Here is a 24,248-nt window from a genome sequence, read left to right as displayed (position 1 = left end):
GGATGCTACACGAAAACAAGACGGATGCTGCAACGGAAGAAGCTTTGCCCGAGATCCTCATGCGGGTGGTCTCGGAGCTTCACGACGTCGCCTATCTGATCGAACGTATCGAGCCGCAACTGCTGGAACTGGGCGGTGTGAAGGTTCTCGAATCGCCCGATAGCCTGAAGGTGCTGCAGGGTATCGACCTGGCGGTACAGAAGACCCGCGGCCTCGCTGAATTCATCGACACCATCACCGGGACGATCCCGACCTCATGGATGGTGGACATGAGCACCGCGCTCAGCCTCGTTAAGCTTGCCGATATGCAGAAGGCGCTCGGCGCAGGTCTGCGCCATGGCCACTCCCAGCCGCTCAGCAAGGCTGCAGGCGATTTCGATTTCTTCTGAGGGCGGTTCGTCCTGAACCGTCTTTGCTCCGGCAGCATCGCTGAAAATCGGCCGGTATTTTCCCGAAACACGAAACGTTCGCACAAGTTTCGGTTTTTATTGTCGCACCAAGGCAAAAGCCCGCAAACCCTTCTTGTTGATGGTGCGAGACAGAATGAATCTGTTAAATCAATTACTTCAGACGTTCAAGAATCTGGCGTCGCTTGGACAGACCAAGCTTCTGGCCATGGCCGGCGTCGCCATCATATCTTTCGCACTCATCATTTCAGCCGCAATTTTCGTCAACAAGCCGGCATATGAGACCCTGTATGTCGGGCTCGAACCCACCGATCTCAACCAGATCAGCATAGCGCTTGCCGAATCAGGCATCGATTTCGAGACTGGCACCGACGGCAAGAGCGTCAAGGTGCCCGCCGGAATGACCGGCAAGGCTCGCCTTTTGCTTGCCGAGCGCGGCCTTCCCAACAGCGCCAATGCCGGCTACGAACTGTTCGACAATGTCGGTTCGCTGGGTCTCACCTCCTTCATGCAGGAAGTGACCCGCGTGCGCGCGCTCGAAGGTGAAATTGGCCGGACCATCCAGCAGATCACCGGCATCGCCGCCGCCCGGGTCCATATCGTCCTTCCGGATGTCGGCAATTTCCGCCGTGGAGAGCAGAAGCCGACCGCCTCCGTCATGATTCGAGCGAGCAACGAAACCGGGCGCAAGGCGGCCTCCTCGATCCGGCATATGGTTGCCTCCGCTGTCCCCGGCCTCGATGTCGAGGACGTCACGATTCTGGATTCCACCGGACAGCTTCTCGCCTCCGGCGACGATACCGGCGGTGCGGCGAACCGCTCGCTTGGAGTGGTGCAGTCCGTTCAGCAGGAAATCGAATCCAACATCGACAAGGCACTCGCGCCTTTCCTTGGAATGGACAACTTCCGCTCCAGCGTGACTGCCCAGCTCAACACCGATACCCAGCAGATCCAGGAAACCGTCTACGATCCCGAATCGCGCGTCGAGCGTTCGGTCCGCATCACCAAGGAAGCGCAGAAGTCGCAGTCGCGCCAGCAGGATAGCGCAGCGACAGTCGAGCAGAACGTGCCGCAGAGCGCTCCCGAGGGCGGCGCCGGCGGTCCCGAATCGTCTGACGAGGCGAACAAAAAGGAAGAGCAGACCAACTACGAGATCAACAGCAAGACCATCGCGACCGTCAAGAACAGCTACACGGTCGAGAAGCTCTCTGTTGCCGTGGTGGTCAACAAGGGTCGTATCGCCAAGATGGTCGGCGAGCCGGTCGATCAGGCGAAGATCGACGCCTATCTCGCCGAGATGCAGAAGATCGTGTCGTCCGCAGCCGGCCTCAATGCCGACCGGGGTGACGTCGTGACGCTGACGGCCATGGATTTCCTCGAGAACCAGCTGCTCGAAGAGTCGGCCTCCGGTCCCGGCGTCATGGAGATGCTGAGCCGCAATCTCGGTGGCATCATCAACTCGCTCGCCTTCGTCGCGGTCGCCTTCCTCATCGTCTGGATGGGCATCCGTCCGATGGTCCGCACGGCAAACGGTGGTGCAGCCGGTGTTGCCGGCGGCGCGGAACAGGCCGCCGGACTGGAGCTGCCGGACTTCTCGCCCGCAATCGGCGGGGCAGGGGCCGGCGCGCTCATGGATGGCTTCGGTGCCGACTTCGGCTTCGATTCGACAGACGATCTCCTCACGATGGAGGAAGATCCGAACGGCGGCTTCAACCGGCGTGTCAAGGAAGGCCCGGAACGGCGTCTGTCCCGCATGGTGGAGATCAGCGAGGAACGCGCCGCAAAGATCCTCCGCAAATGGGCTGTCGGCGAGGCTGCCTGATCGAAAACAGAAATCGCATGCAGGACGCGCCGGTTTTCGCCGGCGCGTTTTTTCATTCGTTTGTCCCCCATGGAGTCGCGGCTTCCACGGCTTCCTTCACAAGCCCGTGACGTTCTCCGGCAACGATGCCGTAAGTTGGGGACGTCTCCTTGCCAGGATGTGATCTTTGGCTCTTTATCTTTTAAAATGCCTGTGATTCGTTAGCAGGAGAGGGGCGGAAGACACCGCTGTCGAGGCTGGAGCCTGACAACCCGTCAGGCGTTCCCAATCCACATCATCGAATCGTCCTTGCAAGGGGCCAGGAAAATGAACTTGGAGCAATCCAAAGAGGATGGCGGAGGCAAGGGGCGCACGTCCCCCGCAACCGCGGCTCCGCGGGTATCCGTTTCGCGGGAGGCCTTGCTGCGCGATCTGGCCACGGTTTCCCAGACGGGGCACATGAGTGCGGGTCTTCACCTCCTGACCCGCTATGTCGGCGCCAGCCATTTTCTTCTCGCCCGTTACGACCTGGTCCAGGAGCATGGACTGGATTTCGTGGTTTCCTCGAACTGGCCTTTCGATCTGGTGCGCAGGCTGGAAAGCGAAATTGCCGCGACCTATTCCAGAACCACGGAGCTTGAAAAATGTCTCTCCGTCCTCCAGCCGAAATTCGGCCTTCTTCCGGATGATGCGGACGTGCCCGACGGCACCAGCCGGCAGTACTGTTCCCTGACCTTCAGTGTCGGCCGGACACGCTTTTCCCTTATGCTGCTCTTCGACGAGGACATCGTGTTGTCGCCCGAACGGCTGCGCGAGGTCGGGCTTCTGGCCGGCTATTGCGTCAGTCTCACCAATGGTGCCAGCCAGAAAGTGGACCGCGAGTTCGATTTGACGGAACGCGAAATCGAATGTCTTTTCTGGATTGCAGAAGGCAAGACATCAGACGAGATCGCCACTATTCTCGGTATCTCGCGCAACACGATCAACAACTACATCACAAGTGTCATGCGTAAGACCGCCACCAAGACACGTTCGGAGGCCATCGCCTACGCGGTGAGAAACAATCTCGTATGAAGGGAAAAGAGGGAATGGGCTATCCGCCTGGAACAATCGAAGGTGTGCGGGGCGATCCGCTCCCCACCGGTTCCCGTCATGCGATATCCCGCTCCGATATATTTCCGAAGCTCGTTTCCCTTCAACGCTCCCTGCATGCCAAGGGTTTTACCGTCCTGAAGCTCGCCGGCGGCAGTATTCCGTCGAAGCGCAGGCTGGAACCGGAATATGAAAACTGGGGAGCAGCCCTGCCGGCCGGTAGCGACAGGCTGGTGGCGGCTTATGGCGAGGCCATGCTGGCGCATCTTGAAACCTCGCTGCTGCCGCTGACTTGGAGCGCGGAAGATCCGGGAAGCTTTGCGGAAGCCTCGGATTTCACCGCTTTCGTCCGTCAGTTGAAACCCCGCACGCTGCCTTATTCGGGGCTCGCTTTTCCCGTCAGGCTGGGCGCCGTCGGCAACGGTTTCGTGGTCTTCGCCACGACGGGCGGTATCGATATCCCGGGAGAGCTCATCATCGAGGCCCATGGCCGGTGCTGCCGGATCATGATGGACATCCTATCGATCGAGGAACGCCGCGCCATGCCGGCAGAAGCCTTGAGCGACAGGGAGATCGCCTGCCTGCAGCTCGCCGGCGATGGGCGTATCAGCGAAGAGATTGCGGAAAGGCTTGGCCTGTCGGTTCATACGGTGAACGCCTATCTCGGCTCGGCGACGATCAAGCTCGACTCGGTCAATCGCATCCAGGCGATAGCGAAGGCGATCCGGCTGGGATACATCACCTGACGCTTGAAAGAAGACGGTCGGGTCTGGCCGGCCCGCTGGCCGGGCGGGTGTCAGCGCGCGCGTCGTCTTGCCCGCGCGGCATAGACCCGGTGAACGAGTTCTGCCACTGCCTTGTAGAAGGCCGGCGGAATGACGTTGTCCACCGAAACCTGGGCGAACATCGCGCGGGCAAGCGGCGGGTCCTCGAAGATCGGAATGTTGTTCTGCTGGGCGATCTCGCGGATCTTCAGCGCCACCAGGTCCTGCCCCTTGGCCACGACCACGGGGGCGTCGCTCTCTTCGCGCACGTAGCGCAGCGCGACCGCATAGTGCGTCGGGTTGGTAATCACGAGGGTGGCACGCGGCACGTTGTTTATCATGCGGCGGCGTGCGCGATCGCGTGCGATCGAGCGCTGGCGCGCCTTGACGATCGGGTCGCCCTGGGATTGCTTGTGCTCGTCTTTGATATCCTGCTTGCTCATGCGCAGCTGGGTGTACCAGTGGTGGCGGGTCCAGAAGAAGTCCACGACCGCGAGGACGGCGGTGGCAAAGAGGATGACCAGCATGATCCGCTTCAGGATGGTCATGATCTTCACGAAGATGACCTGCGGATCGGAGAACATCGCATCGAGCGCACCGAAATAATCGGACCGCAGCACGAAAACCATCACGACGGATACGATGATGATCTTGAACAGCGACTTGCCGAATTCGATGAGCCCGGTGACGCTGAACATCCTCTCCCAGCCCTTGGTGATGGAGATCCGGCTCGCCTGAGGCCTGATGCGCTCCAGGACCAGTTGCGGCATGTGCTGGGCCACGTTCGAACCTATGCCAAGCAGGATGAACAGGACGGTGGCAGGCAGAAGAAGGGCGCTCGTCTCCCAGCCCAGATGGGTGAAAAGCGATACGACGTCGGTGGCGGTGGTGATCTTCCACTGGTCAGGCTGCTCGAAGAGATCGCGCAGGCTTTCGCCGAGCCGCGCGACGCCAGACGGAACGAAGAACACCAGATAGATATAGAAGGCGAGAGAAGAGGCGAAGATCGGAACCTCGCGTGACGAGGGCGTGTTGCCCTTCTCGATCGCATCCCTGAGTTTTTTCTCTGTCGGGTCTTCTGTTTTACTGTCTTTGTCCTGGTCGTCGGCCACGTCCGGTTCCTTGTTCGCCAGGCTGTGTTGCGTCGGCCGAACCACGAGGCGTGGCAGGACCGGCTGAAAAGTAGACGCCCGCCGATTGACATTCAATCGGCGGGCGCGACCGGTCCGGTGTTTTCAACAGCCCTGCGGGCATCAGGCGGCCTGAGTCTGGTCGCCTTCTTCCTTGAGCTGGATCTGGCCCGAATTGGCGAGACGGATCGCTTCCTGCGCGACCGCGCGGCGTGCGATCGCAACCTCGCGCGGATTGATGCCGACGGTGCCCGACTGCAGGTCCGATTCGATCATGCGACGAGAACGCGGGCTGATCGAGGAGAGCACGCATTCGCGGATCTCGGCGGAGGCGCCGCGAAGCGCCATCGTGAGAATGTCGCCGGAGATATCGTTGAGCAGCATGACGCGGCTGCGCTGCGGCATCGCCAGCAGGTCTTCGAACAGGAAGATCTTCGGCCGGACCTTGTTGACTGCTTCCTTGCTGATCGATTCCAGCGAATTGAGCAGGGTATCGACTTCCGGCTTCTCCAGTTCGTTCATCAGTTCGGCAACCTTCGCCGAACCCGCCGAATTGCGCTCCGCATCGATTTCGGAGATCAGGTCGTGAACCCGGTTCTCGATGATCTGGGCTGCCTTCGGGCTGACGTTCTTGAGGTTCACCGTGCGGTTCATGATATCGGCCCGCCGGCTTTCCGGCAGCTTCAGGAGAACCTTGGCGCCGAAGGACGACGGCAGCATGGAAAGGATATAGGCGACCGTCTGCGGATGTTCGCGCATCAGGAACTTGGCGATGAAGTCCGGATCGGCGTCCTGCAGCCGGTCCCAGATCGAGGCCTCGTAGGCCTGGAAAGCGGTGCGGCGGCCAAGCAGCCCGTCGACTTCCTCCGGCGTCAGGCCTTCCTCGAGAATGCTCTCGATGGCCTTGGCGTTGTCCATGAGGCCCGCGCCTTCGGTGAACAGGTCCTCAAATTCGTTGACGAGTTCGGTCAGCTCATCCGGTGGGATGGTGCGAAGCGTCTGGGCCGAGGCGATGATCGTCTGCAACTCGGCCTGGGTGAAATACTTCAGCAGCTTTCCAGCGACGCCCTTTCCCATGGCGAGCAGCACCGCGGCGGCCTTATCCGCCTGGGAGAGCGGCTTACCCGCCAAAGGGCCGCCGAAATCGTCAAAGTCCATCATGGTCTTTCCTCTCTGGCCCCGGGAGCGGGTCAGGACATCTTGGTGCTCATCACTTCGATCAGTTTGACGCCGAAACGCGTATCGTCGTTTTCAAGGACGGTGATCTCGCCGCGGGCGATACGGCGGCCGTTGACCATGATCTCGACCGGTTCCCCGATCTTCTTGTCCAGCGCGATGATGGCGCCTTCCTCAAGGTTCATCAAGCCGGAAACCTGCATGCGGCTCGAGCCGAGCACGATCTGGACATCGATCGGAATGTCCATGATGAGATCGAGATTAGCCGTCAGTGCGCTGCCGGGCTCCTGCATGGCGGGGGAGGAGGACTCGAAGGACGGGCTGCCGAGATCGCTGCCGCCGAAGCTCGAACCACCGAAATCGGAAACTCCGCCGCCGAAATCGGCGTCGAAGCCGGAAAGCGGATCGGACTTCGTCTCGCCCATGGAAAAGTCTGAACCGAGATCCGACCCGAAATCGCTGCCGATATCAGGCAGGGTGCCTTCCGCATCGCTCTTCAGCACACCGCGCAGATCGTCGACCGCCTGGTCGAAATCGGCGTCCGGCGTCGGCATCGCGAGCGCGTCGTCTTCGGTCAAAGGTGTCTTCTTGGTAGCCATGGATTCATTATTCCCGTTGAAACTTGCCTCAACCTGCCTTTTGAAAAAGGTCAGTTCTAAATGTCTTAACCCATCAAATGCCTGAGAATTTCGTCTTCGCTGCTGATGTTGTCCTTGACCCGGACCGTGTATTTTTCACCGGCGCGACCGAATTCGCAGCGATACATTTCCTTGCCGTTGGCATTGACCTCGACCATGACATCGCCCTTGTCCTGGAAGGCGATGACGTCGCCGACGGCGAGCTTGGAAATGGTGCCGAGCGTAAGTGTCTGGAGGCGGATACGCGCCTCCAGCGTCACCTGTGAGCGACGGACCTGTTCGGCGAGCTGATCGGCCCATTCCTTGCGGTTGCGAGCGAGCTGCCCCTTGGACTTCGGCACCGTCACCACGGTTTTCAGCAGGGCCTTCTGCGGAACGACAAGGTAGAACTCGGAAGAGACCGGACCGAGATCGATGCCCATTTTGATAGTCACCGCGAATTGGTCGACGAGATCGTCCTCGGGCTTGGTGCGGTCTTCGGCATTGTGCGGCTTTTCGATGAGCGGCTCGAAACCTCCGGGTGCGTTGACGCCGGAGCGCAGCACGTTGGCGAACTTATCGAAGACCATCGAGGAAAGGTCGAGTTCGATGCGCGACAAAGGCCGGTGAATCGGCTCTTCGATGGTTTCGGGGAGCGCCCCGAGGAGGTTTTCCATCAACGTGATGATGAAGGAATTGCCGCAGCCCAGGACGAAACCGGGGCACCAGTTGCGCAGCGAGGCGTCGGCCAGCACAACATTATCGCCGAGATCGGCGATGAGGTCGTTCATCAGCCCCGATTCGTGGCCCTTGAAATAGACTTCGATCTCAAGGCCCGTTTCGCTGTGAAAGATGTCCGGCAGGAATTCGGTGTAGAGATGTCCGAAATCGGTGCAGAGCTTCTCCACCGTCTTCTTGTCCCCCAGCGCACCGGTGAGCCTCGAGAGCAGCGCATGGTCCATTGCCGGAACGGTCCTGGTCTTTGCCTCAGCCATCGTCATGCCGCCTTGTTCTCACCGCCGGGGTTCATCATTTCCTGCTCGACCGCGTCGATGGACGGCCGTTCGTAGGAGGAAATCGTCTTGCGGCCGTATTCGAGGGCCACCTGCGGAACGGAGCCGTTCATGTAGGCAAGCAGCGTCTGCTTGACGATGATGTAGAGGCGGTGCTGCTTGGTCCGCACGATCTTGATCTGGGCCGAGATCGGGTTGCAGATCGAGTAGGAGAGGATGATGCCGAGCATGGTGCCGACCAGTGCGGCGCCGATCAGGCCGCCCAGCACTTCCGGCGATTCGTTGATCTTGCCCATGGCCTTGATGACGCCGAGAACCGCCGCGACGATACCGATCGCCGGGAAGCTGTCGCCCATGGCGACGATCGAATGGTAGGGCTTCATCTTGTCGTGCAGAACGGTGTCGATTTCTTCGTCCATCAGCGCCTCGATCTCGTGAGACCGGGCATTGCCGATGATAATGAGACGGACGTAGTCGCAGATGAAGGCCGTCAGTTCCTTGTTCTTCAGCACCGACGGCGCGGCCTGGAAGATCGTCGATTCATCGGGGTTGTCGATATGGGCTTCGATTTCGTTGCGGGACTTCGTTCGAAGGTCACGCATGAGCGAATAGAGAACGCCGAGAACGTCGAGATAGTCGCGTTCCTTCGGAACGGCGTATTTGAATGCCTCGCCGATCGCCTTGCCCGAGTCTTTGACGACCTTCATCGGGTTGGCCATGATGAAACCACCAAGACCGGCGCCGCCGATAATCATGAGTTCGAAAGGCTGCACGAGAACATCGACATGCCCGCCCATGGCCATGAATCCGCCGAGGACGCAGCCGAAGGTAATCACAAGTCCTATGATAATATTCATTTCGTGCCCGCATCTGAACGTTGCTTTTCAGTAGAACCGATAAGCGGCTTGCCTTGCGTGAGGCTGAACCTCGTTCGTTTCCAAGGGCAGCTTCGGAAGGTTCCGTCGATCATGCCTTGAAGGGCGGATCGATTTTGACCCGTTGAAACGAAGAAGGCAGGCGGGATGGGACCCGCCTGCCCTTGATTGCCGCCGAAGACCCGTCGGTTCGTCATTCGCTGTAGACCGCGCCGGTGGAGGTGACGATCTCCCATTTCCCCTCACGTTGGCGAAAGGCCGCAAGCCGGGAATTGTCCGGTAGGATCGAGCCGATCTGCACGATGAATATGCCTGTCTTGTCTTCGATGAGAGCGCGGCCATTGGCCACGTGCAGGAGCCGGAGATCGCTGCCGCCGGGAAAGGGCTGTGTTTCGCGGCTGTCCCCGTCTCCGGCACCTTCGGGGCCGAGCCTCGATACGGTCGCCGTGGTCAGGGGATCGACATTCACGCCGGCCGGCAGGTCGGATCTGTTTTCCGCGTTCAGGCGTTCTTCGCTCGGATCGCCGATTGCGACGCCACCCCGTCCTCGCCCTTGCGGCAGGTCACGAAGGGATTCCCAGCCGGCAACGCTGACCCCGAACTTGTCCTGATTGAAGAAAACATACCAGGGAAAGGCGGCTGCCGCGGCCGCAATCGCCATGATGCCGCCGGTAAGCCAGCGGTCGAATGCCGTGGTTCGGTTCTCCTCGGCCCCGGGTTCATGGGACACCGGGTGTTTGTTCTTGCCGATTTTCTTCATCAGGCGCCTCGCTTCGCGTTGGCGACGGCCGGATTGCCGCCGGAGAGCGATGCCCTCAATGCGTTGGCCAGTTCGGTATAGGCATCGATCACCGCGCGGTCGCCGGGCGATTGCTTGATGACCTCGTAGACGACCGGAACCTGTTTGACCGCCATGTCCAGGTCAGGATCGGTGCCGGGCCTGTAGCCGCCGATCAATCGCAGATCCTTTGTTTCCTCGTAGGAATGGATCAGCGACTTCAGTCGGGACACCAGCTTTTCCTGGTCGGATGTCCAGGCCTTGCGCGAAAGACGGGAGATCGACGACAGCGGATTGATCGGCGGATATCGCCCTTCGTCCGCGAGTGCGCGATCGAGCACGATGTGACCGTCGAGAATGCCGCGTGTCGAATCGGCGATCGGATCGTTGTGATTGTCGCCGTCGACGAGGATTGAAATGATCGCTGTGATCGTGCCGGAACCTTCGAGACCGGGTCCCGCGCGCTCGAGCAGCCGCGGCATTTCGGTGAAGACCGAAGCGGGATAACCGCGGGCCACCGGCGGCTCGCCGGCCGCGATCGCCACCTCGCGGATCGCGTGGGCGAATCGGGTGACGCTGTCGGCGATGAAGAGCACGTTATCGCCCTGGTCGCGGAAATGCTCAGCAATCGTCATGCCGACCAGCGGAGCCATCTTGCGCAGCATCGGGCTTTCGTCGCTGGTTGTCACGACCACGACCGATTTGGCCATGTTGTCGCCGAGCGTATCCTCGATGAATTCCCGCACCTCGCGCCCGCGTTCGCCGACGAGCGTAATCACCACCTTGTCGAAGGCGTCCGCCTTGGCGAGCATCGACAGGAGCGTCGATTTGCCGACGCCCGAGCCCGCAAAGATGCCGAGACGCTGCCCGAAGCACAGCGGCGTGAAGATGTCGATTGCCTTGACCCCGGTGCGGAAGGGTTTGTCGACGCGGCTGCGCGTCATCGACGGCGGAGGAAGGCTGGTAATGGACCGTTCGACCGAACCCTGCGCAAGCGGGCCTTTGCCGTCGATCGGTCGGCAGAGCGAACTGATGGTCCTGCCGCACCAGCTTGCATCCGGAGCCAGGCGGAATTCGCCCTGGCGCAGCACCATGTCGCCGACACCGATCGGTTCGCCCGGCTCGATGGGGCAGACATAGATCAGGTCGGGCTCGACGCGCACGACCTCGCCCATATGGACGCCCGTCGCGCTCTGATGCGCCACGAACTCCCCGAGCCGGACATGTTGCGAAAGACCGCTGACGGTATAGTGGCCGGCCGCGATCGTGCGGACACGGCCTCCCCGGAAGATGCTGTTCTCGGGCCGGCTGTAGTGCCTCGCGATGTCCGCCAGGCCATCCAGCCGGGGCATGCTCACGGTCTTTGCGCCGGGCTGTTCCATTATCATGACCCTTGGCGGTTACTGGCTGCCGCCGAGGGTCTTGATGGCGGAGGTGAAGGTGTTTTCGCTGCTCGAAAGAAGCGACGAGATGCCCTCGAATGCGCGATTGACCTGGATGAGCTGGGTCATTTCCGAAAGCGCGTTGACGTTTGAGCTTTCCACGAAGCCCTGCATGACGCCGACCTCGCTCGAATCGGTCACGGGCTGGGGCGTGTCGGTCGCGATCACGCCGCTGTTCTCGAAGCGCAGGAAACCCTTGGTGAGATCGGCGCTGAAGACGCCGATGGAACCGACGATCCTGCCGTCCTGGGTGATGCGGCCGTCAAGGCCGACCGTCGGCGGGCTGCCATTGGCATTGAGCTGGATCGGTGCGCCGCCGGCGTCGAGAACCGGATAGCCCTGGGTCGAAACCAGGTCGCCGGTCTCGGTCATGGAAAACCGCCCGTCGCGCGTCAGCACCTGCCCGGCAGGCGTGTCGATTGCGAACCAGGCGTCGCCCTTCACCGCGAAATCCAGAGGATTGCCGGATTGCTGCACCTCGCCGGCGCGTGTCGACAGGTAGTCGTTGCCCTGCGAAACGAAGGCGATCTTGGCATTGATATCGTTGCCGGTTTTGGACAATACCTCGTCGAACTTTACCTCGGTGGCGCGGAAGCCGGCCGTGTTCATGTTCGCGATGTTGTCTGCGATCGTTGTCAGTCGGCGTTCGAGAGCGATCTGTGAGGAAATGCCAACGTAGATGCCCGACTGCATATTTCTCTCCTGATGACCTTGTATCCTGCGTCCGCCCGTTTGGGGGATAGTCTCCGTAATGTATTGCCGGAAACTAGAAGCCGTTGCTTGTGCGAACCTGTATGTTGCCGAGCGATCGACGGCGGTTGCGGCGGTTTCATTTCGGCGTAACGTCGAGAAGAATGCGAACGCTCTTTATATTCTATTGTCGGCATTCCTCGGTTGCCGGAGAAACCCGCCGGCCATCCGACGAAGGCGTGCGCGAAAGGTCGGCGCCACAAAACCGAAATCGGGCTGAAAATCAATTAAATATTTGAAAATAAAGTATTTTTTCTGATTGATTTCTCGTTTCGCCGAGCGCGGAGATCTTTTCGGACGCTTTCGGCGGCATGTGCCGCGAATGATCCCCAACCGGGTTTTTCCGTAAGTCCCGCGCAAGATTGTCGCTCTACTCATGGCATGAGAGAAATACGGAGAATAGCCATGGAGCCGATTCAGTTGTTCGACTTGGCGTCCCGGCAGGCCGAATGGCTGTCTGTCAGACAGGAAGTGGTCGCCACGAACATCGCCAACGCCAACACGCCGAAGTTCCGCGCGAAGGATGTCACGCCGTTCGATGCCGAGTTGAAGTCGGCAGGCGGCGCCATGCCGATGGCCCGCACTCAGCCGGGCCACATGGAGGCGAGCATCATCGGCGGCGGCAGGGTCGAGGTCGACGAACCGGAAGTGAACAACGAGATCGGAACGCAGGAGTCCGGCAACACCGTCGCCCTGTCGGGAGAAGTCGCCAAGATGGGCGAGGTCAGGCGTCAGTTCGAGCTCAACACCCAGCTCGTGCGTGCCATGAACAACATGATGTTGACTGCGGTAGGTAAGTAAAATGGATCCCTTGTCAGCCTCTTTGAAGATCGCAGGCAGCGGCCTTGAGGCCCAGTCCACCCGTCTGCGCATCGTATCGGAAAATATCGCCAACTCCCGCACCACGGGAGATACGCCGGGAGCGGATGCTTACCGGCGCAAGATCATCACTTTTGATTCGGAGCTGGACCGTGCGAGCGGAACCACGCTCGTGCACGTGAAGAAGCTCGGCGTCGATCATTCCGATTTCGTCGAGGAATACGATCCGGATCATCCTGCCGCCGACGAACGCGGCATGGTGAAGCTTCCGAACGTCAACATGCTGATTGAGATGGCCGACCTGCGCGAAGCGAACCGCAGCTACGAGGCTAATCTGCAGACCATTCGTCAGACGCGAGATCTCATCTCGGCAACGATCGACCTATTGAAAGGCTAATGATGATTGATTCCGTTTCCAGCATCAATTCGCTGACAAAGAGTGCTGGCGCGCTCGGCGTGCAGACGACCGAGAACAGCATTCTCTCCCAGGCGGGAACCGTCGTCTCCGCCGCTGCGAGTGCGGCTCTCGGTCCGACCTTCGCAAGCGTGCTCGGTGGTGCTGTCACCGATGCGATCGACGCGGTGAAGGGCGGCGAAGCCGCGTCTTTCGCAGGCATCAAGGGTACGGCAAGCACGCGCGAAGTCGTCGACGCCGTCATGGAAGCCGACCGCACGCTCAAGACCGCGGTTGCCCTGCGCGACAAGGTGGTCTCTGCCTATCTCGAAATCACCAAGATGCAGATTTAACGGACTGAGGGATCGCGACCATGAGAGCACTTGCCATCGCTGCCACGGGTATGGATGCCCAGCAGACCAATCTCGAAGTCATCGCCAACAACATCGCAAACATCAACACCACCAGCTTCAAGCGCGGTCGTGCGGAGTTTACCGACCTGCTTTATCAGACGGAGCGCGCCCAGGGTGTCGCCAACCGGGCCAACCAGTCCGTGGTTCCGGAAGGCGCCAATATCGGTCTCGGCGTTCAGACGTCTGCTGTCCGCAAGCTCCATACCCAGGGTGAAATCTCCTCGACGGGCAACGATCTCGATGTCGCCATCGTAGGCAAGGGTTTCTTCATGGTGGAAGGTGGCGACGGTTCGACGCTTTACACCCGCGCCGGCGCCTTCAACAAGGATGCGAACGGCCGTCTTGTAACCATTGACGGTTACGGCGTCATGCCAAACATCACGATCCCCGAAGATGCGACCGAAATCACCATCAGTGAAGACGGCATCGTTTCGGTTCGGGTCGGCTCGGAAGAAAACATGACGGAACTCGGTCAGCTCCAGCTTTCCAATTTCGTCAACGAAGCCGGTCTGAAGCCGCTTGGCGACAACCTGTTCCAGCAGACCGAGGCATCCGGCGATGCGGTCGTCGGCGTCGCGCAGGACGTCGGCTTCGGTTACGTCAAGCAGGGTTACCTCGAAAGCTCGAACGTCGACGCCGTCAAGGAAATCACCGATCTGATTTCGGCGCAGCGCGCTTACGAAATGAACTCCAAGGTCATCACCACTGCGGACGAAATGGCGACCATCGTCAGCCAGAATCTGAAGTAGTCTTAACGAGGCAGGGCAAGCATGAAGTTTTCCCGGAACTATGCAGTGAACTTGGTGCGCGGTGGAGCGGTCTCCGCCCTGCTGCTCGCCGGCATGGTGCCGCAAGCGGCGCTTGCCCAGCCCCGATATGCTGTTGTTCCCACCGCGACGATCTTTCCCGGAGAGATTATCAGCGGCGGGCAGCTTTCCGAAGTCGAAGTGACCAATCCGAACATTGCCGGCGGCTACGCCACCGACGTTTCGGAGGTCATCGGCAAGGTCAGCAAGCGCACTCTCGTTCCGGGCCGCACCATTCCCGTGAGCAGCCTCCGCGATCCCTATGCCGTGCAGCGTGGCTCGACCCTGCGCATGACGGTCAAGATCGGCGGCATGGTGATCTCCGCCGCCGGCACGCCCCTGCAGGACGGCATGGTCGGCGACGTCGTTCGCATGAGGAACCTCGACACCGGGGTGATCGTGAGCGGCACGGTGCTCGCCGATGGAACAGTCGAGGTTATGCAGAAATGACCATTCACTCCCTTTCCGTGGCGATGGCAGCATTGGTTTTGGTGGTTGCGAGCGCTTTTGGCGCCGCAGCGGCGCCGAATGCCCGCGTCAAGGATATAGCGTCGCTCCAGGCCGGTCGGGACAACCAGTTGATCGGCTACGGTCTCGTGGTCGGTCTGCAAGGCACCGGCGATAGCCTGCGTTCGTCGCCGTTTACCGAGCAGTCCATGCGCGCGATGCTGCAGAACCTCGGGATTTCCACGCAGGGCGGCCAGTCAAGTGCCAAGAACACCGCTGCCGTCATGGTGACCGCAAACCTGCCTCCCTTCGCAAGCCCGGGCAGCCGGATGGATGTCACCGTAAGCTCGCTTGGCGACGCCACCTCCCTTCGGGGCGGCACACTGGTCATGACTTCGCTCACCGGCGCCGATGGCCAGATCTATGCCGTGGCGCAAGGGTCGGTCGTCGTCTCGGGCTTTACCGCCCAGGGCCAGGCGGCCCAGATCACCGAAGGCGTCACCACAGCCGGCCGTGTGCCGGGCGGTGCCATCATCGAGCGGGAACTGCCGTCGCAGTTCAAGGATTCGATCAATCTGGTGCTGCAACTGCGCAATCCGGACTTCTCGACGGCCATCCGCATCGCCGACGTCATCAATAATTACGCCTCCCGCAGCCATGGCCGGCGGATAGCCGAAGCGCGCGATGCGCAGGCCGTCGTCGTCCAGAAGCCGCCGGCCGCGGATCTGACGCGCCTGATGGCGGATATTGAAAATCTGGTCGTCGAGACGGACACGCCGGCGAAGGTCGTCATCAACGAGCGGACGGGCACCATCGTCATCGGCGCCGATGTGCGCATCTCCAAGGTTGCGGTCAGCTATGGAACCCTGACGGTGCAGGTTACGGAGACGCCGCAGGTGATCCAGCCCGAGCCCTTCTCGCGCGGGCAGACCGCTATTCAGGACCAGACCGACATTACTGCGGAAAAGACCGGTGGACCGGTTGCCATTCTCGACGGACCGGATCTTCGCACCCTGGTCGCCGGGCTGAACAATATCGGCGTGAAGCCCGACGGCGTCATCGCCATTCTTCAGGGCATCAAGTCGAGTGGCGCCCTGCAAGCGGAGCTCGTGCTGCAATGACGAAAACGCGCGTTTCCTCTCTCAGGACTGGTCGGGGTGCGGGTCTGTCCCGTTCGGTTTTCGCCGCCCTCTGCCTGATCGGCATGCTGCCGGCCGCAAGCGCCCAGGAGGCGGTCCGCACGGATGCCCCACCGACCACGGAAGACGAGATCCGGCAATACTGCACCAATATTGCAGATCCCGCGCGCGACCGTCGCTACCTCCTGCAGAAGGAGGAACTCGAAAAATTGCAGGCCGATATCGACCAGCGCATTTCCGTCATGGAAGCGCGCAAGGCTGAGTATGAGGACTGGCTGAAACGCCGTAACGACTTCCTGAAGCAGGCCGAGGCAGGTCTCGTGGACATCTACAAGACTATGAAGCCGGATGCTGCGGCCCCGCAGCTTCAGGAAATGGATGCCGTGCTGGCCGCCGCGATCATCATGAAACTCCCCGCCCGCCAGTCGGGTCAGATCCTCAGCGAAATGGAATCGACGAAGGCCGCCATCGTGGCTTCCATCATGTCCAGTGCCGCGGATCCAAACACCTCGAAAGATCCGTCATGAATAAAGCGTTTCCCGCCCTCATGTTGACCGTCGCGCTTCTGTCCGGCTGCAAGAGCCTGACCGAGAACCAGACGCTCAAGGAAATCGGCAACGCACCTTCCATGAGCCCGATCGGCAGCGGCTTGCGTTATGGCCAGACGCCGCAGATGGCGATGTATCCGAAGCAGCCGCACAAGAATGCGAGCGGCTATTCGCTGTGGAGCGACAGCCAGGCCGCGCTGTTCAAGGATGCGCGCGCGCTGAACGTCGGCGACATCATGACCGTGAACATCCAGATCAACGACAAGGCGAGCTTCGACAACGAAACCGACCGGGAGCGCACCAACGAACGGACGACGAACTGGCAGGCGAGCGCCACGATCTTCGGCTGGAAGCCGGAGACGGATTCGACCATGGGCTTCGACACGACCAGCAAATCGGACGGCAAGGGTTCGATCAGCCGGTCCGAAAAGCTCACGCTTCTCGTTGCGGCCGTCGTGACCGGCGTCCTCGAAAACGGCAACCTGATTATCAGCGGTTCCCAGGAAGTTCGCGTCAACCACGAAATCCGCATTCTCAATGTCGCCGGTATCGTCAGGCCGCAGGATGTCGATTCCGACAACACGATTTCCTATGACAAGATCGCCGAGGCCCGTATCTCCTATGGCGGCCGTGGCCGCATAACCGAGGTGCAGCAGCCGCCGGTCGGCCAGCAGGTCGTAGACCTTTTCGCCCCGATCTGACAGTAACCAACCTCTCCTGAAGGACATATGGTGACATGGTTCTCTTGACCACCGATGCGGAACCAGCCGGCAAGAAGAAATCCACCCTGATCGTGACTATTGCCGGTGTCGCCGCCCTGTCCGTGGTCGGCCTCGGCGGCGGATGGCTCGTCGGCACGACGCTTATCCCTGAACAGGCGCCCTCGGCGGGGCAGGCTGAAGCCAATGTCGGCGGAGGGCAGGAGGCGGCAGGCGGCCACGAGGCCGGCGGGGAGAAGGGGGAGATCCCCAATATCGCCGACAGCCAGCCGCAACTCGTACGGCTTGACCCGATCGTTACCAATCTCGCTTATCCCTCGGAAAACTGGATCAGGATCGAGCTTGCGCTTCTGTTCAACGGAGCTCCGGACGCTGCCCTGGCGGAGGAAATCCATCAGGACGTCCTGGCCTATCTGCGAACCGTATCTCTTCAGCAGGTACAGGGGCCGCGCGGCTTTCAATATCTTCGGGATGACGTATCGGAAATCGTTGACCAGCGTTCCCAGGGCCGGATATCAAAGGTTCTGTTCAGAACGTTCGTGATCGAATGATACGTCTATTAATCCTTCTCGCTGCGGCAGGCCTGTTCCCGGAACTGGCGAACGCCCAGCAGTTGCCGCAGCAGCTTCCGGATCTTCTCAACGTTCCGGTGGATGGGTCGGCTGCGGCCTGGATCATCCGGACCTTCGGGCTGCTCACGGTCCTCTCGATCGCGCCCGGCATCCTCATCATGGTGACGAGCTTTCCGCGCTTCATCATCGCCTTCTCGATCCTGCGGTCGGGCATGGGCCTTGCGACGACGCCCTCCAACATGATCCTGACGAGTATGGCGCTGTTCATGACATTTTATGTCATGGCGCCGACGTTCGAGCGGTCCTGGCAGGACGGCATCCAGCCCATGCTGCAGAACCAGATCACGGAAGCGGACGCCGTACAGAGGATCGCCGAACCGTTCCGCTCCTTCATGATGACGAACACGCGTCCGAAGGATCTCGCCCTCTTCGTGGACATCGCAAACGAACGGGGACAGCAGACCGTCACCGACGGCAGGGCCGATTATCGCGTGCTGATTCCGGCCTTCATGCTGTCAGAGATCCGGCGCGGCTTCGAGATCGGCTTTCTGATCGTCCTGCCCTTTCTCGTCATCGATATGGTGGTCGCCACCATCACCATGGCCATGGGCATGATGATGCTGCCTCCGACGTCCATCTCCTTGCCGTTCAAGATCCTGTTCTTCGTACTGATCGACGGCTGGAACCTGCTGGTCGGTTCTCTCGTCCGATCGTTCTCCTGAAAACGCAAGGGACGCTTCTGCAGGTCCCCGCGCTCGACCCATCGGTCGCCGCGCTCGGGTACTAAGGACTGTCGCGATCTTTTGGGTTCGCTCCGAACGCCTTATGCCCTTGTGCCGTCGCATGTCGTCGTCGCAAACCGCTGCATGCTTTTCACGCGGCAGGCTCCAGCGTGTGCGTGACGGTTAGATCGTCCACTCGACCTTGCAGTACGTCGCGGCAACCGCGTGGTTCGCTATGCTCCGTCCTGCCGGTTTTATCCCTCTTGGGATATGCCGGAGGGCGATGAAGCAGTGGGCCCATGGCGTTTTCCGAAGCAGCGTGGTGGCGCTTGCCCATCGGCTTTGCTCTCCCGCTCTGCCTTCATGAAAATATGGCCCTGCCGGGTGTGCCGGCAGGGCCATCGTGTTCGGGTCTCGGGAAGGCTTTTCAGGCGGCTCCGGCGCCGGCTGAACGTGCCGCCATCAACCGGGCTTCGCCCAGGCTGCTTGCCAGGAATGCCGTGTTGACATCGGGATCGCTGGAGGCGCTCTGGAAGTTGATGTAGTCGATGGAGATCGCGGCCTTGTCCCTTCCCAGCATGAGCCGGGCATAGATCGTCACGCCGCGGGGCATGATTTCCAGATCGAGGGTGACGGAGGGCAGGCTGTCCCAGTCGAGCGCATAGTCGCCGCCGGCGCCAAAGCGGATCGTGCCGGGATGGAAATAGAGCTCGGCCGCCGACTCAACGAGATCGGCGATGCTGCCATGATGTTCAAAACGCAGCATGGAGATGAAGTCCGCCGCGTCGATGAGTCTCAACTCGGCTGCCAGCGGGCCAATCGCACGGGCGAGGATTTCTTCGCGCTCGATCGAGAAAGGGCATATCTTCATTTTATCTAATTTACCCGTCTTGTGGTTCGACTGGCGGCGAAATCTGGATAAGGAATTCCACCGCGGCCTTATAGGTTATTGAAAAATCAGGTTGTCTTTCGAGGCTTGTGCAGGGCTGAGACGATCGGCAACGCCGCCCAAGCTGTGCGGCTGCCGTATTCGGCCGGGACGGATGAGGAAGATCGATCGCTTTGTTTTGCCATGCCTTGGACGCTCGGATGTATACCCAGCAGATGCTGGTTGGGTCAGTAGGTCGACGCAGGTACGTCAGATGTCAGGAACGATTGGCGGGCGGAGTGTCCTGAGCGGACACCGGGCTGCTCTCGTTTCTCGACAAGCTGCTCCCATTTAGCGTGCCGGCTTTGGATGCGGGCCTCCATGCGGCGCGCATCATCGAATTGTCGTTGCAAATCGACAAGTCGGCTCCGTTGTCATTCCAGGGTGATGCCCGGGCCTGAATGAAGGCGCGGTTCGGCATGCCTTGTCAGCACAACGGATGTGGCTTCATGCCACGGACGCTATTCTTGAATATCTCGGTCTTACTTGACCATGAAGGCACCGTCGCGGGGAGGCAGGCACGGCACGTCCAGATGATCCGGTTCCAGGCCCTGCTTCGCCCTGTCGACCATCATCTGATAGGCCGTCTCCAGGTGCCGGCAGAAACGTTCGGCATCGAAAAGCGGGCTGCTCAGCCGGTTGTCTTCGAGCCGTTGACGATACGCCTTGAGCCGTTCCGGCTGCTCGGCGAGTTCGATGGCCTTGCGCATGTAATCGTCGTTGTCTTCCGCGATGAGCTCTGGCAGGCCGATCGCATGCAGAAGGCTTTCGCTCACCCGCGAGGCGAAGTTGGTGCCCTTGATGGTGAGCACCGGCAAACCTGCCCACAGCTGTTCGGAAGTCGTCGTGTGGCCGTTGACGGGGAAGGTGTCGAGGCCGACATCCGCGGCAGTGATACGGTTAAGGTGCAGCTCGAAATCCAGCTTCTGCATAAAGAAAATGCGCTTTGCGGCGATCCCGCAGGAGAGCAGCTTGCTGGTGATGTTCGTCTGGCTTTCCTTGTTGTTCCTGAGTATCCAGATGACGCTGTTCGGAACCTTCTTCAGGATCGTTGCCCACATTTCGATCATCGGCGGCGTGATCTTGCGGTTCGCGTTGAACGACGCGAAGACGAAGGCATCTTCCGGCAAGCCGACGTCCTTCTTGCTCGTCTGCTTGGCAAGCGGACGATTGACCGGGTCGTTGGGCTGGTAGGTTTCCGGCAGTCGGCAGAACTTTTCGTAGTAGTGCGGTTTGGAACTGTCGGGTAGGACGAACTTGTCGCCGATGGCGTAATCCAGGTCGACATTGACCGTCGATCCGGGAAAGCCGAGCCAGGCGACCTGGATGGGCGCCGCCGCCCTGTTGAAGAGAGCGGTGCGGTTGCCGACCGTATGCCCCTTGAGATCGACAAGAATATCTATGCCGCGTTTGCGGATTTCCGCAATCGCTTCCGCATCGTCCATGTCGCGGATCGTGACGACATCGCCCCAGAGGCTGCGGTCGGCCTCGTTCAGCTTCAGCATCTCGGGGTCGGTATGGCAGAACAGCGTGACCTCGAACCGGTCGCGATCATGCAGTTCCAGCACGCGCCGGATGAGCTTCATTGTGGCGTGCTTGTCGAAAAGGTCGGACGAAACGTAGCCGATGCGGATCTTGCTTGACCAGCTATGCGGCACCTGCCGGCGCAACTTGGTGATTTCCGGGCTGAAGAAGGGCGTGTTGCTTCGCGCCAGCTGGTTCAGGTGCTCGTCGCCGGTCCAGTGCAGGTTGAAGAACGTACCGTCGTTCTGGATGAAGGAGGTGTCGCCTTCGGCAATCGCCGCGTCGATCAGCGGCTGGTGCCGTTCCACCGAATCGAACTTGCTGTGTTCGCGGCAGAAGGTGAGATACATCAGGCGGATCGACTGGTTGCGCGGCAGCCGGCTGAGCAGGACGCGGGCCGTCTCGATATCGGACGGATCGAACACATCCCAGGTATTGAGGGAAATGCGCGCGCCGAGCTGCATGTGCTCCAGAACGTCGCTTTTGATTAGCAGGTCCTTGAAGACACGCGCCAGCCTGGCCTGTTGCCGCTCAAGGAGAAGGGAGCTGACGATATAAGCGAGGTCTGGCTGGCGTCGCACCCGGCTCAGGATGCTGTTGGCAAGCGCAAGCGCGCGGTCCTTTTCGCCGCAGGCGAAATACAGCTTGATCGCTTCGCTGATGTTCTCCTCGGCGTGCTGGCCACCCTGTTCCGCGGCAAGCTTGTACGAGTTCGCGGCTTCCTGCTTGAGGCCGAGCTGCAGCAGTGTCTTGGCAAGCAGCGTATAAGTTCTTGCGTCTCTCTGAACGTCGAGGAGGCGATTGAGCGTTGACAGGGATGCCGTGTAGTGCCCGGTCCGATACTGCTTGGACGCTGCCGCATAGGTTATTTCGTTCAACGTTCGCTCCGTCGTAATGTCCGTCGCCGGTTCCGCTTGCGCTGGCGATGAACGCCTGGCCGCTACGGGACGCCTTTCGAGGCAACCTATTTGCCGAAGCTTGCTTGAAACCGGTGTCGATGCGCTGCGATTTCGCCCGGCGATGCAGGTTATTAACCCGCCCTGAACCTGCTTTTGCGGTCTGTTAACCAACGGGAAACTCTCGGCCCCGGCGAATCGCTGAAATTAAGAAGTTGGCAAGGGTTGGCTGCGAATTTCGCTCGTGTGACGGGTTTGGTGTCCTTGAGAGAAAAATGGAACCGAGTGGCATGATGTCGGTCCGTCACGGCCGGAAATTTCTCAACCCGGCATGTCCTCGTTGTTTGTTTTGAGTCTTAAGGGGACACTTCATGTCTAGCATCAACTTTAACAAGAACGCTACCGCCGCTCTCTCCACGCTGCGTGACATCAACAACAGCCTGTCCAAGACGCAGGACCGCGTCTCGACCGGTTATAAGGTTGGTTCCGCTTCTGACGGCGCTGCTTACTGGTCGATCGCGACCACCATGCGTTCCGACAACAAGGCTCTGAACGCTGCTTCGGACGCCCTGGGTGTTGGCGCCGCCAAGGTCGACACCGCTTACGCTGCCATGGACAGCGCCATCGACGTCGTCAACGAAATCAAGGCCAAGCTCGTAACCGCAAGCGAAAGCTCGGCCGACAAGGACCAGATCCAGCTCGAAATCGGCAAGCTGCAGGAACAGCTCTCCGCTATCGGTCAGGCCGCTTCCTTCAACGGCGAAAACTGGGTTGTTGCCGACAGCGCCGCTTCCAACACCACCGTTGTCGACGGTTTCGTCCGCAACAGCGACGGCACGGTCAAGATCACGACGGCTGAATACACCGTTGCTTCCTACGCGATCTTCTCGACGATCGCGAGCGGCGTCGGCTCCGGCGGTCTGCTGGGCTCGGTCATGGCCATCTCGCTCTCCAGCGCTTCGACCACCGGTGACGTCAACGCCTACCTCGATCAGGTCGAATCGGCTCTGGCCGAAATGACCAAGGGCGCTGCTGCTCTCGGTGCTCTGTCGACCCGTATCGACCTGCAGGACGACTTCGCTTCGAAGCTCTCTGACGCCATCGACGCGGGTGTTTCCCGCCTCGTCGACGCCGACATGGAAGAAGAATCTGCAAAACTGTCTGCCCTGCAGACCCAGCAGCAGCTCGCCATCCAGTCGCTCTCGATCGCGAACTCCTCTTCGCAGAACATTCTGGCCCTCTTCCAGTAAGACTGGATAGCAGGAAAGGGAATTCGGGAACCGCGCCTTCGGGCGCGGTTTTCTTTTTGGGTGCCGGGGAGGCGAGGCTGGTTGCATGTCGCGCAAAGGGGCGCCGGTTTTGTAATCACGACATGCGATAAATCATCGACCGGAAACGCAGGGCGCGAAACTGGAAGAGCGCGATGCGCTCTGGCAGGCGCTCCGGTTCGGGTGATCGGAATAATTTATTTTTTTGTCGCAGCGAAAGGCGGCATTCCGGCTTCCCCGAACAGGGCTGTGGCCGCTCTTGAAATCCCGGTTTTTCAGGCTTTGAGGATCTCTTCGTGGGAGTTGTAAACGCCTCCGGCAAATATCTCGCATTTTTCTTTTGCCATTTGGAAGTCGTTAACCTTAATCGTGTCTAATCAGGTCATCGAAACAGCGGGCCGACGTTAACTATAAAACACTCGGCAAGCATGAGGCTGACTGTTGTTTCCGGGTAAAACCCGAATGTCCCTTCCATATTTATTGCCAAAGGGGCGATCCTAGATGACCAGTATCCTGACCAATACTTCCGCTATGTCTGCACTTCAGACGTTGCGCACGATCAACAGCTCCCTTGCTGAGACGCAGGATCGCGTTTCCTCGGGTTATCGTGTTGGCGAAGCTTCCGACAACGTTGCCTATTGGTCGATCTCGACGACGATGAACTCCGACAACAAGGCTCTGAACGCTGCTTCGGACGCCCTCGGTGTTGGCGCCGCCAAGGTTGACACCGCTTACGCCGCGATGGAAAGCGCCATCGACGTCGTCAACGAAATCAAGGCCAAGCTGGTAACCGCAACGGAAACCTCGACCGACAAGGACCAGATCCAGCTCGAAATCGACAAGCTGCAGGACCAGCTTTCCTCGATCGCTCAGGCTGCTTCCTTCTCCGGCGAAAACTGGATGGTTGCCGATACCGCCGCTTCCAACACCACCGTTGTCGACGGTTTCGTCCGCAACAGCGATGGCACGGTCAAGGTCACGACCGCCGAATACACCGTTGCTTCCTACGCCCTGTTCTCGACGATCTCCAGCGGCGTCGGCTCCGGCGGTATCCTGGGCTCGGTCATGGGCATCGCACTCACCAGCGCTTCGACCGCCGGTGACATCAGCGGCTACCTCGACCAGGTTGAAACCGCTCTGGCATCGATGACGATCGCTGGCGCTGCCCTCGGTGCTCTGTCGACCCGTATCGACCTGCAGGACGACTT

At 60.2% G+C, this 24,248-nt stretch carries 26 protein-coding genes; 16 read left to right on the top strand and 10 right to left on the bottom strand.

Annotated elements, in window-relative coordinates; genetic code table 11:
• Positions 1 to 2: 2 nt before the first annotated feature.
• The 4 genes from cheT to visR all read left to right on the top strand — a co-directional run bounded on the left by cheT (position 3) and on the right by visR (position 4,046).
• Positions 3 to 389 (top strand): chemotaxis protein CheT, encoded by a 387-nt coding sequence (gene cheT, locus J5N58_RS21675; RefSeq protein WP_112831208.1) that lies wholly within the window; start codon positions 3 to 5, stop codon positions 387 to 389.
• A 154-nt stretch (positions 390 to 543) separates the two neighbouring features.
• The gene (gene fliF, locus J5N58_RS21670; RefSeq protein WP_162708365.1) at positions 544 to 2,229 is read left to right on the top strand and encodes a flagellar basal-body MS-ring/collar protein FliF; all 1,686 of its coding nucleotides are present in this window, start codon (positions 544 to 546) and stop codon (positions 2,227 to 2,229) included.
• Positions 2,230 to 2,535: 306 nt separating this feature from the next.
• Entirely contained in the window at positions 2,536 to 3,282 is a 747-nt protein-coding gene (gene visN / locus J5N58_RS21665; protein ID WP_113340480.1) for a transcriptional regulator VisN, read from the top strand.
• 14 nt (positions 3,283 to 3,296) lie between these two features.
• Complete coding sequence (visR, locus tag J5N58_RS21660) at positions 3,297 to 4,046, top strand: transcriptional regulator VisR (protein WP_113340481.1); 750 nt, start codon at positions 3,297 to 3,299, stop codon at positions 4,044 to 4,046.
• 50 nt (positions 4,047 to 4,096) lie between these two features.
• On the opposite strand, the gene flhB is transcribed toward visR, so the two are convergent.
• The 8 genes from flhB to flgF form a co-directional block, all read right to left on the bottom strand.
• A complete protein-coding gene (flhB, locus tag J5N58_RS21655; RefSeq protein ID WP_112831293.1) occupies positions 4,097 to 5,176 on the bottom strand; it encodes a flagellar biosynthesis protein FlhB in 1,080 nt (359 codons plus the stop codon).
• 141 nt (positions 5,177 to 5,317) lie between these two features.
• Entirely contained in the window at positions 5,318 to 6,355 is a 1,038-nt protein-coding gene (gene fliG, locus J5N58_RS21650) for a flagellar motor switch protein FliG (RefSeq protein WP_112831204.1), read from the bottom strand.
• 29 nt (positions 6,356 to 6,384) lie between these two features.
• Complete coding sequence (gene fliN, locus J5N58_RS21645) at positions 6,385 to 6,969, bottom strand: flagellar motor switch protein FliN (RefSeq protein WP_112831203.1); 585 nt, start codon at positions 6,967 to 6,969, stop codon at positions 6,385 to 6,387.
• Between the two features lie 65 nt (positions 6,970 to 7,034).
• The gene (locus J5N58_RS21640) at positions 7,035 to 7,988 is read right to left on the bottom strand and encodes a FliM/FliN family flagellar motor switch protein (protein WP_244713015.1); all 954 of its coding nucleotides are present in this window, start codon (positions 7,986 to 7,988) and stop codon (positions 7,035 to 7,037) included.
• Positions 7,985 to 8,857, bottom strand: coding sequence for a flagellar motor stator protein MotA (gene motA / locus J5N58_RS21635; protein ID WP_112831202.1), 873 nt, complete (start codon positions 8,855 to 8,857; stop codon positions 7,985 to 7,987). Before motA ends, J5N58_RS21640 begins: the two co-directional genes overlap by 4 nt.
• Positions 8,858 to 9,068: 211 nt before the next feature.
• Positions 9,069 to 9,635 (bottom strand): flagellar protein, encoded by a 567-nt coding sequence (locus J5N58_RS21630; protein ID WP_112831201.1) that lies wholly within the window; start codon positions 9,633 to 9,635, stop codon positions 9,069 to 9,071.
• Positions 9,635 to 11,035 carry a flagellar protein export ATPase FliI gene (gene fliI, locus J5N58_RS21625; protein ID WP_112831291.1) on the bottom strand — a complete coding sequence of 467 codons (1,401 nt, stop codon included), beginning with the start codon at positions 11,033 to 11,035 and terminating at the stop codon, positions 9,635 to 9,637. The genes J5N58_RS21630 and fliI overlap by 1 nt, the downstream gene beginning before the upstream one ends.
• An 18-nt stretch (positions 11,036 to 11,053) precedes the next feature.
• On the bottom strand, positions 11,054 to 11,788 hold the full coding sequence (gene flgF / locus J5N58_RS21620; protein ID WP_113425360.1) for a flagellar basal-body rod protein FlgF: 735 nt from the start codon (positions 11,786 to 11,788) through the stop codon (positions 11,054 to 11,056).
• Between the two features lie 462 nt (positions 11,789 to 12,250).
• Between flgF and flgB the strand changes: the two genes are divergently transcribed.
• The 10 genes from flgB to fliP are packed head-to-tail and all read left to right on the top strand — an operon-like array spanning position 12,251 to position 18,424.
• Positions 12,251 to 12,646: a flagellar basal body rod protein FlgB gene (flgB, locus tag J5N58_RS21615; RefSeq protein ID WP_112831199.1), complete on the top strand. Its 396-nt coding sequence runs from the start codon at positions 12,251 to 12,253 to the stop codon at positions 12,644 to 12,646.
• A gap of 1 nt (position 12,647) precedes the next feature.
• On the top strand, positions 12,648 to 13,061 hold the full coding sequence (gene flgC, locus J5N58_RS21610; RefSeq protein WP_112831198.1) for a flagellar basal body rod protein FlgC: 414 nt from the start codon (positions 12,648 to 12,650) through the stop codon (positions 13,059 to 13,061).
• Positions 13,062 to 13,063: 2 nt separating this feature from the next.
• Positions 13,064 to 13,411: a flagellar hook-basal body complex protein FliE gene (gene fliE, locus J5N58_RS21605; protein ID WP_112831290.1), complete on the top strand. Its 348-nt coding sequence runs from the start codon at positions 13,064 to 13,066 to the stop codon at positions 13,409 to 13,411.
• Between the two features lie 20 nt (positions 13,412 to 13,431).
• Positions 13,432 to 14,220: a flagellar basal-body rod protein FlgG gene (gene flgG, locus J5N58_RS21600; protein WP_112831197.1), complete on the top strand. Its 789-nt coding sequence runs from the start codon at positions 13,432 to 13,434 to the stop codon at positions 14,218 to 14,220.
• 21 nt (positions 14,221 to 14,241) lie between these two features.
• Positions 14,242 to 14,727: a flagellar basal body P-ring formation chaperone FlgA gene (gene flgA / locus J5N58_RS21595; RefSeq protein ID WP_112831196.1), complete on the top strand. Its 486-nt coding sequence runs from the start codon at positions 14,242 to 14,244 to the stop codon at positions 14,725 to 14,727.
• A gap of 23 nt (positions 14,728 to 14,750) precedes the next feature.
• Positions 14,751 to 15,845 (top strand): flagellar basal body P-ring protein FlgI, encoded by a 1,095-nt coding sequence (locus J5N58_RS21590; protein WP_244713102.1) that lies wholly within the window; start codon positions 14,751 to 14,753, stop codon positions 15,843 to 15,845.
• Positions 15,842 to 16,390 (top strand): MotE family protein, encoded by a 549-nt coding sequence (locus tag J5N58_RS21585; RefSeq protein ID WP_113340486.1) that lies wholly within the window; start codon positions 15,842 to 15,844, stop codon positions 16,388 to 16,390. Before J5N58_RS21590 ends, J5N58_RS21585 begins: the two co-directional genes overlap by 4 nt.
• Positions 16,387 to 17,112 carry a flagellar basal body L-ring protein FlgH gene (flgH, locus tag J5N58_RS21580; RefSeq protein ID WP_112831193.1) on the top strand — a complete coding sequence of 242 codons (726 nt, stop codon included), beginning with the start codon at positions 16,387 to 16,389 and terminating at the stop codon, positions 17,110 to 17,112. Before J5N58_RS21585 ends, flgH begins: the two co-directional genes overlap by 4 nt.
• Positions 17,113 to 17,147: 35 nt before the next feature.
• Positions 17,148 to 17,681: a flagellar basal body-associated FliL family protein gene (locus tag J5N58_RS21575; RefSeq protein WP_244713001.1), complete on the top strand. Its 534-nt coding sequence runs from the start codon at positions 17,148 to 17,150 to the stop codon at positions 17,679 to 17,681.
• The gene (fliP, locus tag J5N58_RS21570; RefSeq protein ID WP_112831191.1) at positions 17,678 to 18,424 is read left to right on the top strand and encodes a flagellar type III secretion system pore protein FliP; all 747 of its coding nucleotides are present in this window, start codon (positions 17,678 to 17,680) and stop codon (positions 18,422 to 18,424) included. Before J5N58_RS21575 ends, fliP begins: the two co-directional genes overlap by 4 nt.
• Positions 18,425 to 18,851: 427 nt before the next feature.
• On the opposite strand, the gene J5N58_RS21565 is transcribed toward fliP, so the two are convergent.
• Positions 18,852 to 19,295 (bottom strand): hypothetical protein, encoded by a 444-nt coding sequence (locus tag J5N58_RS21565; RefSeq protein WP_112831190.1) that lies wholly within the window; start codon positions 19,293 to 19,295, stop codon positions 18,852 to 18,854.
• 539 nt (positions 19,296 to 19,834) lie between these two features.
• Positions 19,835 to 21,754 (bottom strand): O-linked N-acetylglucosamine transferase, SPINDLY family protein, encoded by a 1,920-nt coding sequence (locus tag J5N58_RS21560; RefSeq protein WP_113425362.1) that lies wholly within the window; start codon positions 21,752 to 21,754, stop codon positions 19,835 to 19,837.
• Positions 21,755 to 22,143: 389 nt separating this feature from the next.
• On the opposite strand from J5N58_RS21560, the gene J5N58_RS21555 reads away from it, so the two are divergent.
• Both J5N58_RS21555 and J5N58_RS21550 read left to right on the top strand, forming a co-directional pair.
• Positions 22,144 to 23,022: a flagellin N-terminal helical domain-containing protein gene (locus J5N58_RS21555; protein WP_244712999.1), complete on the top strand. Its 879-nt coding sequence runs from the start codon at positions 22,144 to 22,146 to the stop codon at positions 23,020 to 23,022.
• A gap of 519 nt (positions 23,023 to 23,541) precedes the next feature.
• A partial coding sequence (locus tag J5N58_RS21550; RefSeq protein WP_244712997.1) for a flagellin N-terminal helical domain-containing protein occupies positions 23,542 to 24,248 on the top strand: 707 nt, incomplete at its 3' end.

It is taken from the genome of Paenirhizobium cremeum, from assembly GCF_022884085.1.
GTDB classification, from domain to species: domain Bacteria; phylum Pseudomonadota; class Alphaproteobacteria; order Rhizobiales; family Rhizobiaceae; genus Allorhizobium; species Allorhizobium cremeum.
Note: the sequence above shows the minus strand (reverse complement) of the source record. Positions and strands in the feature narration are given on the sequence as shown.

Bases quoted from the DNA above. Each gene is read 5' to 3' on its own strand.
- cheT (WP_112831208.1), top strand. From the start codon at position 3: ATGCTACACGAAAACAAGACGGATGCTGCAACGGAAGAAGCTTTGCCC.
- fliF (WP_162708365.1), top strand. From the start codon at position 544: ATGAATCTGTTAAATCAATTACTTCAGACGTTCAAGAATCTGGCGTCG.
- visN (WP_113340480.1), top strand. From the start codon at position 2,536: ATGAACTTGGAGCAATCCAAAGAGGATGGCGGAGGCAAGGGGCGCACG.
- visR (WP_113340481.1), top strand. From the start codon at position 3,297: ATGGGCTATCCGCCTGGAACAATCGAAGGTGTGCGGGGCGATCCGCTC.
- fliG (WP_112831204.1), bottom strand. From the start codon at position 6,355: ATGATGGACTTTGACGATTTCGGCGGCCCTTTGGCGGGTAAGCCGCTC.
- fliN (WP_112831203.1), bottom strand. From the start codon at position 6,969: ATGGCTACCAAGAAGACACCTTTGACCGAAGACGACGCGCTCGCGATG.
- J5N58_RS21640 (WP_244713015.1), bottom strand. From the start codon at position 7,988: ATGACGATGGCTGAGGCAAAGACCAGGACCGTTCCGGCAATGGACCAT.
- motA (WP_112831202.1), bottom strand. From the start codon at position 8,857: ATGAATATTATCATAGGACTTGTGATTACCTTCGGCTGCGTCCTCGGC.
- J5N58_RS21630 (WP_112831201.1), bottom strand. From the start codon at position 9,635: ATGAAGAAAATCGGCAAGAACAAACACCCGGTGTCCCATGAACCCGGG.
- fliI (WP_112831291.1), bottom strand. From the start codon at position 11,035: ATGGAACAGCCCGGCGCAAAGACCGTGAGCATGCCCCGGCTGGATGGC.
- flgF (WP_113425360.1), bottom strand. From the start codon at position 11,788: ATGCAGTCGGGCATCTACGTTGGCATTTCCTCACAGATCGCTCTCGAA.
- flgB (WP_112831199.1), top strand. From the start codon at position 12,251: ATGGAGCCGATTCAGTTGTTCGACTTGGCGTCCCGGCAGGCCGAATGG.
- flgC (WP_112831198.1), top strand. From the start codon at position 12,648: ATGGATCCCTTGTCAGCCTCTTTGAAGATCGCAGGCAGCGGCCTTGAG.
- fliE (WP_112831290.1), top strand. From the start codon at position 13,064: ATGATTGATTCCGTTTCCAGCATCAATTCGCTGACAAAGAGTGCTGGC.
- flgG (WP_112831197.1), top strand. From the start codon at position 13,432: ATGAGAGCACTTGCCATCGCTGCCACGGGTATGGATGCCCAGCAGACC.
- flgA (WP_112831196.1), top strand. From the start codon at position 14,242: ATGAAGTTTTCCCGGAACTATGCAGTGAACTTGGTGCGCGGTGGAGCG.
- J5N58_RS21590 (WP_244713102.1), top strand. From the start codon at position 14,751: ATGGCAGCATTGGTTTTGGTGGTTGCGAGCGCTTTTGGCGCCGCAGCG.
- J5N58_RS21585 (WP_113340486.1), top strand. From the start codon at position 15,842: ATGACGAAAACGCGCGTTTCCTCTCTCAGGACTGGTCGGGGTGCGGGT.
- flgH (WP_112831193.1), top strand. From the start codon at position 16,387: ATGAATAAAGCGTTTCCCGCCCTCATGTTGACCGTCGCGCTTCTGTCC.
- J5N58_RS21575 (WP_244713001.1), top strand. From the start codon at position 17,148: ATGGTTCTCTTGACCACCGATGCGGAACCAGCCGGCAAGAAGAAATCC.
- fliP (WP_112831191.1), top strand. From the start codon at position 17,678: ATGATACGTCTATTAATCCTTCTCGCTGCGGCAGGCCTGTTCCCGGAA.
- J5N58_RS21565 (WP_112831190.1), bottom strand. From the start codon at position 19,295: ATGAAGATATGCCCTTTCTCGATCGAGCGCGAAGAAATCCTCGCCCGT.
- J5N58_RS21555 (WP_244712999.1), top strand. From the start codon at position 22,144: ATGTCTAGCATCAACTTTAACAAGAACGCTACCGCCGCTCTCTCCACG.